The 16971-nt window shown below is 41.8% G+C and carries 9 protein-coding genes; 7 read left to right on the top strand and 2 right to left on the bottom strand.

Annotated elements, in window-relative coordinates:
* Nucleotide 1: 1 nt before the first annotated feature.
* A complete protein-coding gene (locus KH172YL63_RS19775; RefSeq protein ID WP_442858744.1) occupies nt 2-817 on the top strand; it encodes a MetQ/NlpA family ABC transporter substrate-binding protein in 816 nt (271 codons plus the stop codon).
* Between the two features lie 174 nt (nt 818-991).
* Here the strand turns inward: KH172YL63_RS19775 and KH172YL63_RS19765 are convergent, their stop codons facing one another.
* Nucleotides 992-2077: a HEAT repeat domain-containing protein gene (locus tag KH172YL63_RS19765; RefSeq protein WP_173107706.1), complete on the bottom strand. Its 1086-nt coding sequence runs from the start codon at nt 2075-2077 to the stop codon at nt 992-994.
* A 325-nt stretch (nt 2078-2402) separates the two neighbouring features.
* Here KH172YL63_RS19765 and KH172YL63_RS19760 point away from each other — a divergent pair, with 325 nt between their 5' ends.
* From KH172YL63_RS19760 to KH172YL63_RS19740, 5 genes are all read left to right on the top strand, one after another.
* The gene (locus tag KH172YL63_RS19760) at nt 2403-6371 is read left to right on the top strand and encodes a cell wall-binding repeat-containing protein (RefSeq protein WP_173107705.1); all 3969 of its coding nucleotides are present in this window, start codon (nt 2403-2405) and stop codon (nt 6369-6371) included.
* A 175-nt stretch (nt 6372-6546) separates the two neighbouring features.
* Nucleotides 6547-8991, top strand: coding sequence for a cell wall-binding repeat-containing protein (locus KH172YL63_RS19755; RefSeq protein WP_173107704.1), 2445 nt, complete (start codon nt 6547-6549; stop codon nt 8989-8991).
* A gap of 106 nt (nt 8992-9097) precedes the next feature.
* The gene (locus KH172YL63_RS19750; RefSeq protein WP_173107703.1) at nt 9098-9526 is read left to right on the top strand and encodes a VanZ family protein; all 429 of its coding nucleotides are present in this window, start codon (nt 9098-9100) and stop codon (nt 9524-9526) included.
* Between the two features lie 418 nt (nt 9527-9944).
* Nucleotides 9945-11258 carry a nucleotide sugar dehydrogenase gene (locus tag KH172YL63_RS19745; RefSeq protein WP_173107702.1) on the top strand — a complete coding sequence of 438 codons (1314 nt, stop codon included), beginning with the start codon at nt 9945-9947 and terminating at the stop codon, nt 11256-11258.
* 124 nt (nt 11259-11382) lie between these two features.
* Nucleotides 11383-12465 (top strand): glycosyltransferase family 4 protein, encoded by a 1083-nt coding sequence (locus tag KH172YL63_RS19740; RefSeq protein WP_173107701.1) that lies wholly within the window; start codon nt 11383-11385, stop codon nt 12463-12465.
* Nucleotides 12466-12680: 215 nt separating this feature from the next.
* Here KH172YL63_RS19740 and KH172YL63_RS19735 read toward each other — a convergent pair whose 3' ends face one another.
* Nucleotides 12681-14498: a cell wall-binding repeat-containing protein gene (locus KH172YL63_RS19735; RefSeq protein WP_173107700.1), complete on the bottom strand. Its 1818-nt coding sequence runs from the start codon at nt 14496-14498 to the stop codon at nt 12681-12683.
* 203 nt (nt 14499-14701) lie between these two features.
* Between KH172YL63_RS19735 and KH172YL63_RS19730 the strand changes: the two genes are divergently transcribed.
* Nucleotides 14702-16945, top strand: coding sequence for a cell wall-binding repeat-containing protein (locus KH172YL63_RS19730; RefSeq protein ID WP_173107699.1), 2244 nt, complete (start codon nt 14702-14704; stop codon nt 16943-16945).
* Nucleotides 16946-16971: the final 26 nt, after the last annotated feature.

Genomic DNA, 16971 nt, shown 5'->3' with positions numbered 1-16971 from the left:
AGTGAAAAAGTGGATATTATTCGCAGCAATCGCAGCAGTTATGAGCGTAGTTGCAGCTTGCGGTGGGGATGAGGCAAGCTCGGAGAATAAAAAAGAAGTCACCATCGGGGCGACGTCAGGTCCGTACAGTGATATGGTGACAAAAGCGATCAAGCCTGGGCTGGAAGAGAAGGGATACAGTGTCGAAGTGAGGGAGTTTAGTGACTACATCCAGCCGAACAATGCCCTTGCGCAGGGAGATCTGGATGCGAATCTATTCCAGCATAAAGTGTACATGGAAACTTTCGCCAAACAGCATAACATGAAGCTGTCAGAGGTCATCGTCGTCCCGACGGCACCGATGGGCATCTACTCACAGAAGTTCGATTCGATTGAAGATATCAAAGAAGGAAGTGCTATCGCGATTCCGAACGACCCGACCAACGCAGCGAGGGCATTTCAAATTCTTGAGGACGCGAAGCTAATCACCTTAAAGCCGGACACAGACCCACTGACGGTTTCAGAGAAAGACATAGCAGAAAACGTCAAGAACCTGCAGTTCAAACCGATCGAAGCGGCCCAGCTTCCACGCGCCGTGGATAGCGTGGACCTATCTGCCGTACCCGGGAACTATGCACTGGCAGCAAACATGGACCTACTCGATGCCCTCCAGCTCGAGGACATGCCTGACCAGTACCGCAACCGGGTCGTCGTGAACACCAAAGACGTCGACTCCCAACTCGCCAAAGACATCAAAGCAGTCATCGAAGCAGACCAATTCGAAACCATCATCGATGAACAATTCAAAGGCTTCGGAAAACCGGAGTGGATGAAGTAGGGACGGACCTTCAAATCGACCCATATCAGAGACAGAAACAGGAAAGGGACGGGCTTCCGCATGAAAATGCGGAGGTCCGTCCCTCTTCTTATAAACAGCACTTCTTATATTTCTTCCCACTTCCAATGGCCAGGGGTCGTTACACCCTGTTTTCTCATCCGTGGTGACGGGCCCCTAAATTCCCTCCGGCAGCCCGCCGTTCATTTCAATCTCTATGAGTTCGAGGAAGTGTCTCCATTCATCCAGTTTCGGATGTTGAATCCCGTTCATGACGCAATTGACATACAGGGATTCTTCCAGACAAATCAGCTCATTCTCATATCCTGTTTCGATTAACCCTTCTACTTTCGGTATCGCGTCCGCTGATAAATGGCGGCATAGGTTGTCTGCGATGAGTGTTTTGGCCATCAGGTCATCTGCTTGATCAAACAATCTGAGCAAAGCCTTTTCCGCTTCTTTTGTTTTGATCCTTCCAAGTACGTCGAGCGAATAGAAGGTCGTGTTCCAGCCGAGGGCGATTTTTTCGACTTCATTCACCACGAGGTCCGTCCCTATCTTGACCAGTGCGTTGGCTGTTTCCTCGAATAGAAGGTCACTTTTATCCTCGTCTTTGAAGAGGCCTGCTAATACTGGGGCGACGGTTTCTTCTCCGAGTTCTCCCGCTGCATAGACGGTGAAGATCATGCTGAATCCAAAGTGCTCTTCTTGCTCCACCGCCTCTGCTATGCCCAACTGGAGTTCCTTACCTGAGACGCCTTCTTTCCTTATTAGTTCTTTGATGATTCTCTTACCCATATCAAAATGCGCCTGATCATATCCTCCCGTCTCCAGATAAAAGGTAATATCTGCGAGTTTCATGTGTAGTGCTTCTGCCGTCATCGAAGGGAGCGTGATGATTTCTGCTAATTGATTGCGACCGATAAAGCGTTCCACTTCAGCACTGTGTTGAATCAACAAATCCGTATCAGCATTCAGCAGCAGCTGGGTATAGTAGACCAGGTCGGTTTCTGTATCATCAAGACGGTTCAAGCGATTGATCACTTCCACGATCCCTTTCTCATTCATTGGCATGTACAACAGATTCGGAAGTATCGGAGATGAGTACGACGCTACCGGCCCCCGGTCAACCGCCTTCAACCCGGTCAGGAATGTTTCCCCTCCAGGTAAATACGTGTCCTCTAATAGCTCAATGGCAAACCTCTGCACAAACGGATCTTCACTTAAGAAGAACGGTTCCACCTTTTTAACAAAATGATTCATTGGATAACCTTCCTTTGACTTTCATATTACCCTTTAGTTTAATGGGTCGTTTGGGAAAAGGGAAGGGGACGGACCTTCAAAATCGGCATCAGGTTGTGCGGAAAGCTTATAGGGACGGACTTTCACATGTGAATGTGAAGGTCCGTCCCTCGCCCTGAACAGACTATGTCAAGTTTTGCAGTTCCAATTTACTATCACTTAATGTAAGCGGTAACAAATTTCAGACAATTTACTCTTTTTTTACACAATTATGACAAATCCTGTTGTATACTGGTACTTGGTGGCGAATCTGTCACGTTATTAAACTATGAGTAGGAGGAGTAAAATGAGTGGTAATGCAATAAAGCGTCAATTGTTAAGTGTAACAGTTGCCTCTAGTATGGTTTTAAGTTTGTTTGCCCCGCCTTTATCCCAGCAGGTATCAGCTGCGGATGAAGCTTTTCAGGATTTAATCATTTCTGAATATATTGAAGGTACGAGTTATAATAAAGCAATTGAACTTTATAACGGTACCGGGGAATCCATTGATTTAACGAATTACACCTTAGAGTTACATACAAATGGTGCGGAGACTGCTGATAAGTCTTTATCTTTATCAGGCACTTTAAAAGCTGGGGATACTTTGGTACTTTCCCATGAACAGGCAGCAAAGGCAATCCTCGATCAAGCTGATATTAAAGACAAATTTATTAACTTCAACGGCAATGATCCAATCACACTAAAGAAAAACGGAACAATCATTGATTCAATCGGACAAGTGGGCTCGACTGCAGATTTCGCAAAGGATGTCACCATCATCCGAAATGATTCTGTGATGACGGGTGATACCGATGTAACCGATGCTTTTCAGGTGTCAACAGAGTGGACGAATTTAGGAACGGATATTTTCACTGACCTTGGCACTCACTTATCTGATACCCCAACCCTAGATACGACTCCAGTAGAACTATCCACCATTGCAGATGCACGCACCGCACCAAAAGGTACCGTCGTGAAAGTCCAGGGGGTTGCAACAGCATCCTTCGAGGCCGGAGGCCAAACGAATTTATTCATTCAAGATGGAACTGCGGGTGTCATCATCCGTGGAAGCGGACTGCCAGCCCAGCCTGGTGATGAAATAATCGCTGAAGGTAAACTTGGGGACTATTACGGCATGCAGCAGATCGAAGCGACTGCTTCACATGTTGAAGTGACCATGGAAAGTAAAGGGGTGCCGGCACCAGCTTCCCTCACTTCTACAGACCTTTCATCTGCGAATGGTGAAGAACATGAAGGCATGTTTGTCGAATTCATGAATGTCACTGTTGAATCCAAGGACAATAATGGGAACTTCACTGCCAAAGATACAGCAGGGAAATTTGTCATTAAACCAAGTGATTCATCTATTCTCGAAGTGGGAAAAACCTACGAAATTCTTCGCGGAGTAGTCGATTATAACTTTAATGAATATAAGCTGGTACCGCGCCATTCATTAGATGTTATTGAAAAGGCATTTTCTGTAGCGGCAAGTACTGGTTCAGGCTCTGTTGTTGAAGGAACGGAGGTTACACTTCAAACAGCAATTGAAGGCGGGACTATTCACTACACAATGGATGGGACAAACCCTACATCTTCAAGTCCGGTTTATACTGCGCCGATAGAACTTACTTCAGATGTGACCATTAAAGCCGTGGTGATAAAAGACGGTAAGACGAGTGAGATAGCCACCTATACTTACAAAATCCTAAAGTCTGCAGATGGCTTAAGCATTCACGATATTCAAGGAAGCTCACATACTTCCCCTTATGAAAATATGACTGTTACAAATGTTGAAGGAATTGTGACCGCGAAAGCCGGTTCCAATGCTTTCTATATGCAGGAAGCGGCACCGGATGATAACGTGGCGACATCCGAGGGGATCTATGTTTACGCAAGGGGAAATTCTGTTCAAGCAGGAGACAAAGTAAGTGTCTCTGGACAGGTGAAAGAGTGGAGAGAAGATGGCTATGATGATGCGAAAGATCTTCTTACGACACAAATTACCGCATCGGCCGTTGCGATAGAATCCTCTGGCAACACTGTCCCTGCACCTGTTGTAATGGGAGAGGATCGGGTTCCGCCTACTGAAGTGGTAGAAGATGATGACATGAAAACATTCGACCCGGCAACAGATGGACTGGATTTTTATGAAAGCCTTGAAGGTATGCTGATTGAAATTCCAGATGCGACGATCACGGGTCCAGTAAAATACGATGAACTGCCGGTCATTGTGAACACAAGTGAAGATCAGCTTCGCACAAGAGCAGGGGGCATTCTGATTTCACCTGAAGATTATAATCCTGAGCGTATGATGATTGACGTTGATGGTATGAAGATCAATGCGAAGACAGGCGATATGCTCGATGGATCTGTAATCGGTAACGTTAGCTATGACTATAGTAACTTCAAAATCCGTCCAACAGGTGACTTCCCTGAAGTGATTGATGGCGGAACTGTCCGTGAGGTTACGGGAATTACTTCAGGAGAAGAAGACTTGACCATTGCGTCTTATAATATCGAAAACTTCTATGCCGGCATTGATCAAAGCAAAGTAGAGAAGATTGCCGAATCAATCGTCAAGAATTTAAAAACCCCGGACATTATCGGACTTGTCGAGGTACAGGATAATAACGGTCCTGAAGACGATGGCACGACCGATGCAAGTGAATCTTACGAAACAATCATCAAAGCGATAAAAGAAGCAGGTGGACCGACATACAAGTTTACAGACATCGCGCCTGCAGACAAAACAGACGGTGGTCAACCTGGGGGGAATATCCGTGTCGGATTCATCTACAACCCAGAGCGTGTCGAATTGACGGATAAACAAACAGGAGATGCGGTCACATCTGTTGGTGTGGACAAGGATGGCCTTACTCATAATCCAGGTCGAGTCGATCCTATGAACAAAGCATTTGAAGACTCACGTAAAGCCCTTGCTGCAGAATTTATGTTTAATGGTGAAAAAATTATTGTTGTAGCGAACCACTTTAACTCCAAGGGTGGGGACGGGGCATTGTTTGGTGCCGATCATCCTGTTGTTCTCGGAAGCGAAGTGCAGCGCTTGGAACAGGCAAAAGTCATCAATCATTTTGTAGATGACGTGAAAGAGACAGTGAAAGATGCAAACGTAGTGGTCCTCGGTGACTTAAACGACTTCGAATTCTCAGCACCGATCGATACGCTGGAAGGGGACGTTTTAACCAATATGATGGAAAAGCTCCCTGCGAAGGAACGTTACACTTACATTTATCAAGGGAATTCCCAAGTGCTTGATCACATCCTGGTGACGAATAATTTAGCCCATCGAACCATGATTGACAGCATTAATATTAACGCTGATTTCAGTGAAGAGGATGGACGTGCAAGTGATCACGATCCTGTACTTGCAAAAATTCAGTTTGGCAAAAAGGTAGAACGTATTTCCGGTGCTGATCGTTATCAAACAGCCATAGAAATCTCTGAAGAAGGATGGGAATCTGCAGAGACGGTGGTCATCGCCAGAGGGGATCAGTTCCCTGATGCCCTTGCAGGAGCTCCCCTTGCCTATAAACATGATGCGCCGATTTTATTGACCGAAAAAGGTTACTTGAACGATGAGGTACAGGAAGAAATTAAGCGGTTGGGTGCAAAGAAAGCAATCATCCTTGGCGGTGAAGGTGCGGTATCTAAGTATGTTCAATACCAACTGAAAGGATTAGGCCTGAAAACAAATCGTATTTCAGGTGCCGACCGGTTTGAAACAGCTGCGAATATTGCAGCCAGATTAGACGGAAATCCTGAAAAAGCAATTGTAGCAAACGCATATCAGTTCGCTGATGCACTATCTGTTGCTTCTTATGCAGCGCAGAATGGATACCCGATTGTTCTATCTGCTCAAGATAAATTGTCGGATGCTTCAGAGAGAGTATTAAAGGGAATTGACGAAAAGATTGTCGTGGGCGGGCAAAATGCCATCAGCAACAAGATTTTTGAAAGCTTTGAAGAAGCGACCCGCTATAGTGGTTCCGACCGTTACGAAACGTCAGCTGAAATCGCCAAACACTTAACTCCGAAAACCAATCATGCGGTCGTAGCTACCGGAGGCAATTTCGCTGATGCACTGGCAGGTTCTGTTCTTGCTGCTAAAGCAGGGGCTGAAATCTTACTGGTGAAGAAAGATACAGTTCCTGAAGGGATCATGAGAGCAATTGAAGTGGACGATATTCGCAACTTCCACGTTGTTGGCGGAAAGAATGCTGTAAGCGAGGACGTAATGACGCAATTAAAGAAATAATGAAGGGATCAGGGACTATGAAATGTCCCTCCTTTACCTGGTCATCAACTGAATTTTGATTCTACAAAATTATTTGAAAAATTCGTCACATAGCACTACTAAACTACTATATAATGGGTATTGTCGGCGGGAAATTGCGACAAATACCTACATATGAAAAGGAAGGGATCAACCAATGAATATTAAGAAACCTTTATACGCCGTGTTATCAACTGCAGCCCTTGCTGCTACCATTCTTGCAGCATCACCTGCTTCTGCAGAAGGAGGAGAATTTGATCTAACCATCATGCATACAAATGATACCCATGCCCATGTAGAAGGATATCCTCGTTTAGTGACAGCGGTAAATGAGCTGCGCACAGAAAAAGCCAACTCTTTACTAGTTGACGCCGGTGATGTATTTTCAGGGACTTTGTATTTCCGTCAATACCTTGGACAAGCTGATCTTCACTTTATGAATGAGCTGAAGTACGACGCGATGACACTTGGTAATCATGAATTCGATAAAGATTCCAAGACGCTTGCAGACTTCATTAAAAATATGAACTTCCCGATGGTTTCATCAAATGTAACTGTTACGGGTGATAAAGATCTTGAGCCATTATTCAAAAATGCAATCGGACAGCCGGGAGACGGCGGGAATGTCTATCCTGCGATGATTAAAGAGGTCGATGGAGAACAGATTGGAATATATGGATTGACGACTCCGGATACGGCATTTATCTCAAATCCAGGAGAAAACGTGGTATTTGAAGATGCTGTTGAAAAATCCAAAAGCACTATTAAAATGCTGAAGGATAAAGGTGTGAACAAAATCATTGCACTTTCTCACCTTGGTTATTCTAACGATTTAGAATTGGCAGAGGAAGTGGATGGGCTTGATATCATCGTGGGCGGCCACTCTCATACAGTTCTAGAAGAGCCTGTTGTCATTGACAAAGATGAGCCTACTGTGATTGTTCAAGCGGGAGAATACTTAAATTTACTTGGCTTATTGGATGTTACCTTCGATGACAAAGGTGTAGTGACGGACCACAACGGTGAAGTCATCAACCTTAAGGACTATAAAGAAAACGAGGACGCCCTTGCCAAGGTGAATGAATTCAAAGCTCCTCTGGAAGAGTTGAAAGCAGAAGTTATCGGTAAAACTGAAGTGGCCCTGAACGGTGAACGGGCAGATGTAAGAAGAAAAGAGACGAACTTAGGAAACCTGATTGCTGATGGCATGGTGGCCAAAGCGAATGAGTTTGTTGAAACATACATCGGACTTCAAAATGGTGGAGGAATTCGTGCTTCTATTGATGCAGGAGACATTACACTCGGAGAAGTATTGACGACCATGCCATTCGGAAACAATCTTGTTACACTTGATTTAACTGGAGAAGAAATTGTATCTGCCCTTGAACACAGTGTGGCAAGAGTGGAAGGGGAAGACGCACCGGGTGAATTCCTTCAAGTATCTGGTATTAACTACAAGTACGATGTGTCTAAACCTGCAGGAGAAAGAGTGTGGCATGTAGAGGTCATGACGAAAGACGGGTTTGAAGAAATCGATCCGGAAATGACCTATTCAGTAGCTACGAATGCATTTACTGCAAATGGCGGAGACGGCTATACAATGTTCAAGGAAGCTAAAGAAGAAGGGCGTCTTACTGAGCTGTTTGTCGTTGACTTTGAAGTATTTACTTCATACATTGAAAAGAATAATCCTGTTTCACCTGCCGTAGAGAATAGAATCGTTCAAGAAGAAGCACCTGAAGTGACTAGATTGACTGGTGAAACGCGTTACGAGACAGCGGTCGAAATTTCTATGAAAGGATGGGAAACTGCAGACACGGTTATTCTTGCACGTGGGGACTCATTCCCTGACGCCCTTGCAGGTGCACCTCTTGCCTATAAACATGATGCGCCTATCCTACTGACAGAAAAAGGCTCTTTAAACGCTGCGGCAAAAGCAGAAATCAAACGCCTTGGTGCCAAAAATGTTATCATTCTTGGAGGAACAGAAGCTGTAAGTCATTACGTGGAATATCAGCTAGAAGGAATGGGGGTTGATGTAGAACGTATTGGTGGACAGGATCGCTGGGAAACAGCAGTGAACATTGCTGCAAGTTTAGGTGGTTCTCAAGAAAAAGCGGTGATCGCGAATGGTAAGAATTTTCCTGATGCCCTGGCTGTCGCTTCATACGCAGCGAAAAACGGTTATCCGATTTTACTAACTGAATCTGATAAACTTCCAGCCGAAACGGTAAAAGCATTAAAAGGAATTGAGCATACCATTGTAGTCGGTGGGGAAGCCGTGGTCAATCAAAAAGTGTTTAAGTCCCTTCCTGATGCAATGCGTTATGCTGGTCTTGACCGTTATGAAACGGCAGCTAAAATCGCAACTGACCTTAATCCATCAAAGGCAGCATATGTAGCAACTGGGGAAAACTTCGCTGATGCTTTAGCAGGTTCAGTACTTGCCGCGAAAGAAGATGCTTCTATGCTTCTGGTTCAACCAAACGACCTTCCAGCGTCTACATCAAAAGCCATTAAAGATATGAAAGCGAAAGATTTCTATATTCTTGGCGGTGAGAAAGCTGTAAGTGATGTAGTGAGTGGAAAATTAATGGAATAGAATAAATTAACAGGAAAAGCCATCGTGTATTCGATGGCTTTTCTTTGTGGGATTATTTTAGAATAACGTAGATTTGTACATCCTACTCCTAAAGGAGGGAGCAGGAGTGCGTCATTTATTGTCTATATTCTATGGTATTTTCATATTGATTCTTACTTGTACTGAAAGTATAAAGAAATTTTCCATGGAGGGACGACCGTCCTTTTTATGGAATCCTGATCCTGATTTTAAGAGCTTTTTAGATTTTCACCATTACCCTTTTGATAGTCCGGCCTATATCACTCAAAAATCAGGTCATATTCTCGCATTTTTTCTTTTTGCCCTCATCAGTCATGCAGCCATCAAGAGGGCGTCCGCTGTATTTATATTATCGACTGTCTTTGGTATTTGTCCGGAAATCGCCCAGCTGTTCTTCTCCAGGACCGGCTGCCTCCTTGATGCAGGGTATAATGTGCTAGGCATAACACTTTATTTTATTTTTCATTCAGTAGGACAAAAGCTTTTGAAGAGCCCTTCAAAGGTCCAGAGCGGGTAATGGCGCAGTTGCATGATGATTCAACAAAAAAAAAGAACCGGTCTGATTGATTGAACTATGCCCCATAATTCGGACAGTTTTAAAAAAAGAGCCTAAGCTGCTAAGAATTAACTCAGGTATTTTACCGGGGTCATTTATTTATTTATTTCCCATTAGTATATACGACTTATAATTGCTTATAAAACAGACAAAAATATCAATAAGGTAATAATATTTCTTCAATGTTCCAGCACTGTTCCCCCAACAGGGTTCAGGTGATTCGACAAAATACACTTATAGTAATATAATGCGACAATAGAGAATTTTTGTGTATAATTAAGATGGAAATATTCTAGTTTAAGCACCAATAAATGATTTGAAAAATGATAATTAACATAAAAGAAAGATACCTTGAACATGAGTGAGGAGCGACCTATAAATGGATTTGTTTACGAAGTTGCAAAATAAAGAAGAAAAAATTTCTGTCATTGGTTTAGGATATGTTGGCCTTCCGTTAGCTATTGAATTCGCAAGAAAATTTAAAGTGGTTGGTTTCGACGTAAATACCAACAAATTAGAAAAATACATCAATGGGATCGACGTCACGAATGAAGTGGGAGACGAGGAAGTAAAAAACACTACCATTCATTTCACAAATGATGGACAAAACCTGAAAGATTGTAAATTTCATGTAGTGGCAGTGCCTACGCCAATCAATAGTGATAAGACACCTGACCTCACACCTGTTATCGGGGCAAGTGAAATAGTAGGAAAGAATTTATCAAAAGGGTCTGTAGTTGTATTTGAATCTACGGTTTATCCGGGTACTACAGAAGAGGTATGTATACCGATTCTTGAGAAAGAATCAGGATTAACTTTTGGTGTTGACTTCACGGTGGGTTACTCTCCAGAACGCATCAATCCGGGAGATAAAGTTAATACTTTAACAAAAATCATTAAAATTGTTTCAGGTTCGGATGCAGAAACCCTTGATATTGTTTCAAACGTTTATGGAGCAATCATTGAAGCCGGCGTCTACAGGGCAGAATCAATTAAAGTTGCTGAAGCGGCAAAGGTGATTGAGAACTCACAGCGAGATATTAATATTGCCTTCATGAATGAACTTGCAATGGTATTTAATAAAATGGATATTGATACAAATGCTGTCCTTGAAGCTGCAGGTACAAAGTGGAATTTCTTAAAATTCACTCCTGGACTTGTAGGAGGACATTGTATTGGGGTAGATCCTTATTACTTCACATATAAAGCTGAGCAGTTAGGTTATCACTCACAAATTATATTGGCAGGAAGAAAAATCAATGATGACATGGGTAAGTATGTAGCAAGTAACATCATCAAAAAGCTGATCAAAGCAGAGCAACCTGTGAAAGGAAGCAGAGTGGCTGTGCTTGGCTTAACTTTCAAAGAAGATTGTCCAGATGTTAGAAATACTAAAGTAATTGACATTATCAGAGAACTGGAGGATTTTGGAATCGAAGTGTTGGTTCATGACCCTGTGGCTGATAAAGAAGAAGTGCTCAGAGAATATAATATTGAATTGGTTGAGAAAGAAGAACTCAAGGACTTAAATGGCATTGTACTTGCTGTAGCTCATAAAGTATTTAAAGAGGAGTATACCCTAGATTTCTTTAATAACTTGTATGCAAACGAACAGAAAGTGATTGTAGATGTGAAAAGCGTTCTTAACCGAAAAGATTGTGAGCAAGAAGGATATACGTACTGGAGTTTGTAAAATCATTATTGTCTAAGCGAATCGAATTCATGTTATGAATTCGATTCGTATCATTTCTAAGCAAGGGTGTTATAAAATGAGGCTTTTACATATTTGCTCATATTACATTGGAAATAAGTTGTATATGAACTTATTCAAAAGGTTGGCGAATAAGCGTATTGAACAAGATGTATTTGTGCCAATAAAAGATGAAGAGCATAGCGGGAGTAATCAATTACCCCTGGAGTATCAAACGGTTCACTATTATTATAAAAATATCGTGAAAAAACATGATAAGTTCTTGTATCACAACAAGATTTCTAAGCAGATGAAAGAGATAGAGAAGTCCCTCGACCCCAAAGAAATTGACTTTATTCACGCTCACACGGTATTCAGTGATGGTGGAACGGCTTATAAGCTTCATAAAAAGTATGGCACGGATTATATAGTAAGTGTCCGGAACACAGATATTAATTTCTTCTACAAGTATGCGATTCACTTAAGACCATTTATGTACAAGATATTAAAGAATGCAAAAGCGGTCGTTTTCATTTCACATGCGTATAAACAAAAAACCCTTGATCTCCTGCCAGAAAAGGTTTTATCGGAAATCCGGGAGAAATGCCATGTTATACCGAATGGTGCCGATGATTACTGGCACGATCAAGCTCTCTCAGAGGGACGCATAAAGGAATCGAGTAACGTAAGACTACTCTTCATAGGTTTGATCGATGAAAATAAAAACCTGGGTACCGTTATTAAAGCCTGTGAGAAATTGATAAAAGATGGAGTTAATGCTTCTTTGGAGGTTGTTGGAAATGGTCCGCTGGAAATCCAAAATAAGGACCTATGCAAAGAGTTAGGCATCCAAGATCATGTCGTATTTCATGGATATGTAAAAGATCAGGCGAAAATACAATCTATCATGAATCAATCAGATATCTTTGTTATGCCATCCTACAGGGAAACCTTTGGACTTGTATACATTGAAGCGATGTCCCGAGGGTTGCCAGTCATCTATTCGTATGAACAAGGAATAGACGGCTTCTTTAAAGAAGGTGAGGTAGGTTATTCTGTAGATCCTGATCAAAGTGAGACGATTACTGAAGCAATAAAGAAAATCACGCAAAACTATGATGAGATGTCTGCAAAATGTGTATATGAATCTAAGCAGTTTAATTGGGATGCTGTGTCTAATGAATATATAAAGCTGTATACAAGAGAATAGTATGAATGATGAAAGACGTATGGGTTTGCCCATACGTTTTTATTGCTTTCTCTATCCTAATAAGACCATTGATAAAAAGAGATGTGCGAATACCAGAGTATATCGGTTACAACGAGCATCAATCGGGTCTTGCGATGGATGTGTCTGGTGCATCGGTCTATAGAAAAGGGATCACCTTTATTTAAAGATGATCCCTTTTCTGTATGAACATTACTTTACCAAGCTGTGTTAGCGGCATTAGCCAGGGCGTTGTCTGTGCCTACAACGTCTACTCCACCAAGAATAGTAAGGTTAGAGAACTTCCTATTGCGAATGAGCTGATTCATAGAAGAGGGGAGTTCCTTTTCTTTAGAAAAGAGAATGGGGCTTTGACGCTTTCCTGCCAGCGAAGCACCAGTTAAAGCATCAGCAAAATTTAGTCCTGTAGCAACATAAGCATCATGTTGACCAAGATCCAATTGTTCAATGATTTTTTTTGCTGTGTCGTAGCGGTCTTTACCACCAATTCTAGTCGTTTTAGTTCTGATACTATTTACTATTTTCTCGCTGACAACACCTTTGTCTCCTACAATGAGGACTTCTTCTTTCTGATTCAGAAGTTTAAGAGTTTCTGAATCAATAGAATCCTTATCTTGATTTGAAAGGAAAATAGGAATTCCGTTTTCAGCTGCATAAGGCGCAATGGCTAACGAATCTGGGAAATTTGCTCCCGTTGCAAGAATCGCTTTGTTGCTTGTTTGTTTTTGGCTAAGATGTTTTGCTACATCAATAGCTGTGCGGTAACGATCGCTTCCTGAAAGGCGTTGTGTGTCCAACCCTAAATTTTCGAGTGTTTTTTCAACCTCTGCGGAGACCGCGGAAGCTCCCCCTAAGATGATCGCATGTTTAGCTTTCAGTCGTTTCACCTCATTTTTTGTCTTGTTATTGAGTTTTTTACTTTCGGTCAACAAAATGGGCGCATTGTATGATTGGGCAATAGTAGTGCCTGCAAGTGCGTCTGGAAAATTATCGCCTACAGCGATGACCACTGTTTCTGCACCTTCAAACCATCCTTCTTTTGAAATTTCTACTGCCGTATCATATCTTGTATTTCCAGAAATTCTAGAAGTCACAGGTTGTAGATAGGAGGATGCAACATACCCCACCCTGTTTGAGCCATCGAGAACCTTTACATTGTAACGGACCCAATGTCTATCACTCGTGAACCCTTTTTCCTGGGTATTATGTTTCTCGTCAAGAACATCGACCAAAGTGTTTTTGGAAAGAGTGCCAGCTTTATTGATTCCTTGTGAATCTATATAAAAGTTTACTGAATCAACAGTTGTAGCAATATTCTCTTCATTGAAGTTCAAACTTGAGCGAGTTAACTTTCTACCTTCAGTGAATTCTTTCTTAATAAAACGGAAGGATTGACCATCATTTGGGTCATAACTAAAATCTCCAACTTTGAAAGCTAATCTTTTTAATGGATAGTCACTTAGAAAGCTATATTTGTCAATGTAATCATAGACTACATTCTGATACGCATCATCATTTATATTTCCGCTTTTATCAATGGGACTGTTGGATGGCACAATACCATTATAGGCCATGATTGCAAAATACCAGTTTTCTATTACATTTCTTTCACTATGGTTAACGACCGGTATTGGGCTGTTTCTCCACTTGTCTTCTAAGATAGTTAATCCTGCTTCGACATTGTAACAGACGTCATTCTTGAGTTTGTCTTTATCGAAATGCACACCTCCGGTCCCAGTATCTGTCACCTGCATCAGACCGATACCGTCTGGGTGACCGTCTCCGTCATCGTCGGATACTTTGGATTGATCCCAAGTATCATTTTCACGTAAAGCAATGGCTTTCACGACTTCAGGAGGAATGCTAAATTCCTTAGCTTTATCTGTTAAAAGCTTATTAATCTCTATTAAATTTTGGGAATCTACCTCACATGAACTTGCTTTGGCTTCACTATGGAAAGGTATGAATATTGCGCTGGTCAATAAGATCGCAGTCATTTTTTTTGCTAATTTCATTATTTACCTCCTAAGTTATTATACTTTCATTATACCATTTATAGGAAATTTCTAAAGGGTGATATTGGGTTTATGTAATCATGTAATAATTTTACTTTAATGGTAGTATATACACTGGAAGTGATTCGGTATATTAGATAATTTTTCTTTTTGTAGATGTTACTATATAAAATAGGAAATAAATAGAGGAGTGTGTATTAGAAATGAATAAGGTGATAGGAATAACAATATCAGCTGTGTTGTTCATGGTTTCTATGAGTATCGATCCTATTAAAGGCTTTGCAGCAGCGAGTAATGAGGTAGAGCCTATATCTATAAGTATAGATCCCTTAAGTTATCCAACCGACGAGAACTCTGCCAGAATTAAGAAGATATTATTGAACACGAATAAATATGGATTGACAACATGGTGGGATGAAGAGAAGAATTTTGATGACCAAGGGAAAGGGTACCTTGATTTTGGAGGTAGAGATGAGAGTGACATTCGCCATCCTGCAGCAATGTCACTTGGGCTTGCGACTTCCTTATCTTTTAAAGTATATAATCCTTCCTATATTGGCGTACCTGAGAGTGAAGCGATAGATCATACTTCGCAGCTTGTTTCTTCTCTGGCTTTTCATCATCGGGCGAATTCACAAAATGGTTGGGGAAATAGATGGCAATCGGCTCATTGGGCATATTTTGCGGGCTTTGGCGGATGGTTAATATGGGACGACTTATCTAAAGAAAATCAAGAATATGTTCGCAAAATGGTTGAGTACGAAGCCAATCGTTTTATTGATTATAAAGTGCCTTATTGGAAAAACGCAGGAGGAGAAGTGCTTTTTCCTGGAGATACAAAAGCCGAGGAGAATGCTTGGAACGCACAATTGTTACAGTTAGCTACAGCCATGATGCCGGAGCATCAAAATTGGCATGCCTGGATGAATAAAAATATTGAGCTCATGGTGTCTTCAGCAGCAACCCCTATGGACCTTACCAATAGTGAGGTGGTTAACGGGAAAGAGGTAAGAGAATGGGTTAAAGGGAGTAATATTAATGATGATGGAACTGTTGTGAACCATGGATTTATACATCCTGATTATATGGAGTTCATCGCATTCAATAATACTTCAGGAATTCATTATACACTGGCGGGCATGGCAACACCGGAAGCTGCTTTTTTTAACTCTGACCTTGTTTATGGTGCCTATGTGGAACATTCTTTTTCAAGTCCACCTTTTGAGGGGGCGGGCGGAACAATTTATAAACAAAACTCATCAGATATTTACTATCCTCAAGGAAATGATTGGGGTACAGATAGAAGAATGCAGTTTGCAACTCTTGATATCTTTGCAGATGTGTTTGAGTTTGATTCATCTTTAAGTAGAGGTGGCTCATACTGGGAACCGTTACACGCTCAGAAAGTATTAGATATGCAAAATCGACATTCCGATGGACATACGTATGCTTCTTACATGGAGGATACATATGATGGTAGAGAGGAATGGGTTGCCCATCATGCTGCTTGGGCTTTGATGGCAAAGTGGATGAAGAACGACCCCGCTTTAAAGATCTCAGAAAAATCTTATGGGCCAACCTATGAACGATTATCTGGAAAGGATAGGTTTGAAACATCGGTCGAAATTTCGAAAGAAGGATGGGGATCATCTGAAACAGTTGTCATTGCCAGTGGAGAAGATTTCCCGGACGCGCTTGCTTCCGCTCCTTTAGCAGGAAAATATAAGGCCCCCATTTTATTGACGAACCATAATCACTTGCCAGGTAGTGTAGAGAAGGAATTGGTCAGACTGGATGCTGAAAGGATAATTATTATAGGTGGAACTTCGGCTGTCACGGATGAGGTTGCAGAAGCCATAAGAGATTTAGACGTAAAGGTCAGCAGAATAGATGGAAGTGATCGTTATGAAACGTCTGTGAATATTGCCAAATACATCGGGGCATCTTCAGATCAAGCATTTCTAGTAAATGGAAAAACTTTTCCGGATGCTCTCTCTGTCGCTTCGATAGCTGGTAAAAATGGTATCCCGATATTGTTGACAAAAAAAGATGAAATACCTCCTTCAACTCAAGAGGTCCTTGAGCAAGTCCGTTCTATAACTCTTATAGGTGGGGAGAACGTCATTGGAAAAAACGTTGAACAAACATTTCCAAAAGCTACAAGGATTGCAGGGGTGGACCGATATGAAACAGCTGTAAAGGTAATGGAGACACTCCAGCCGGGGGCCAAGACGATAATGGTTTCCAACGGGGGGGCTTTTCCAGATGCACTGTCTGGTTCTGCATTGGCATCAAAGTTAAACGCTTCATTGGTTTTAACAGGCTTTAACGATATTCCTGATGCAACCTTGAATGTGTTTAAGCGAAATTCCATTGAGCACTTTTACCTGTTAGGTGGAGAAAATACTCTTGCTGCTCATGTTCCATTAAGCTTATTAAGACAGTGATGTACTTTCTGTTTATCTCTTACCAT

The sequence above is a fragment of the Bacillus sp. KH172YL63 genome (genome assembly GCF_011398925.1).
Lineage (GTDB): Bacteria > Bacillota > Bacilli > Bacillales > Bacillaceae_B > Rossellomorea.
Note: the sequence above shows the minus strand (reverse complement) of the source record. Positions and strands in the feature narration are given on the sequence as shown.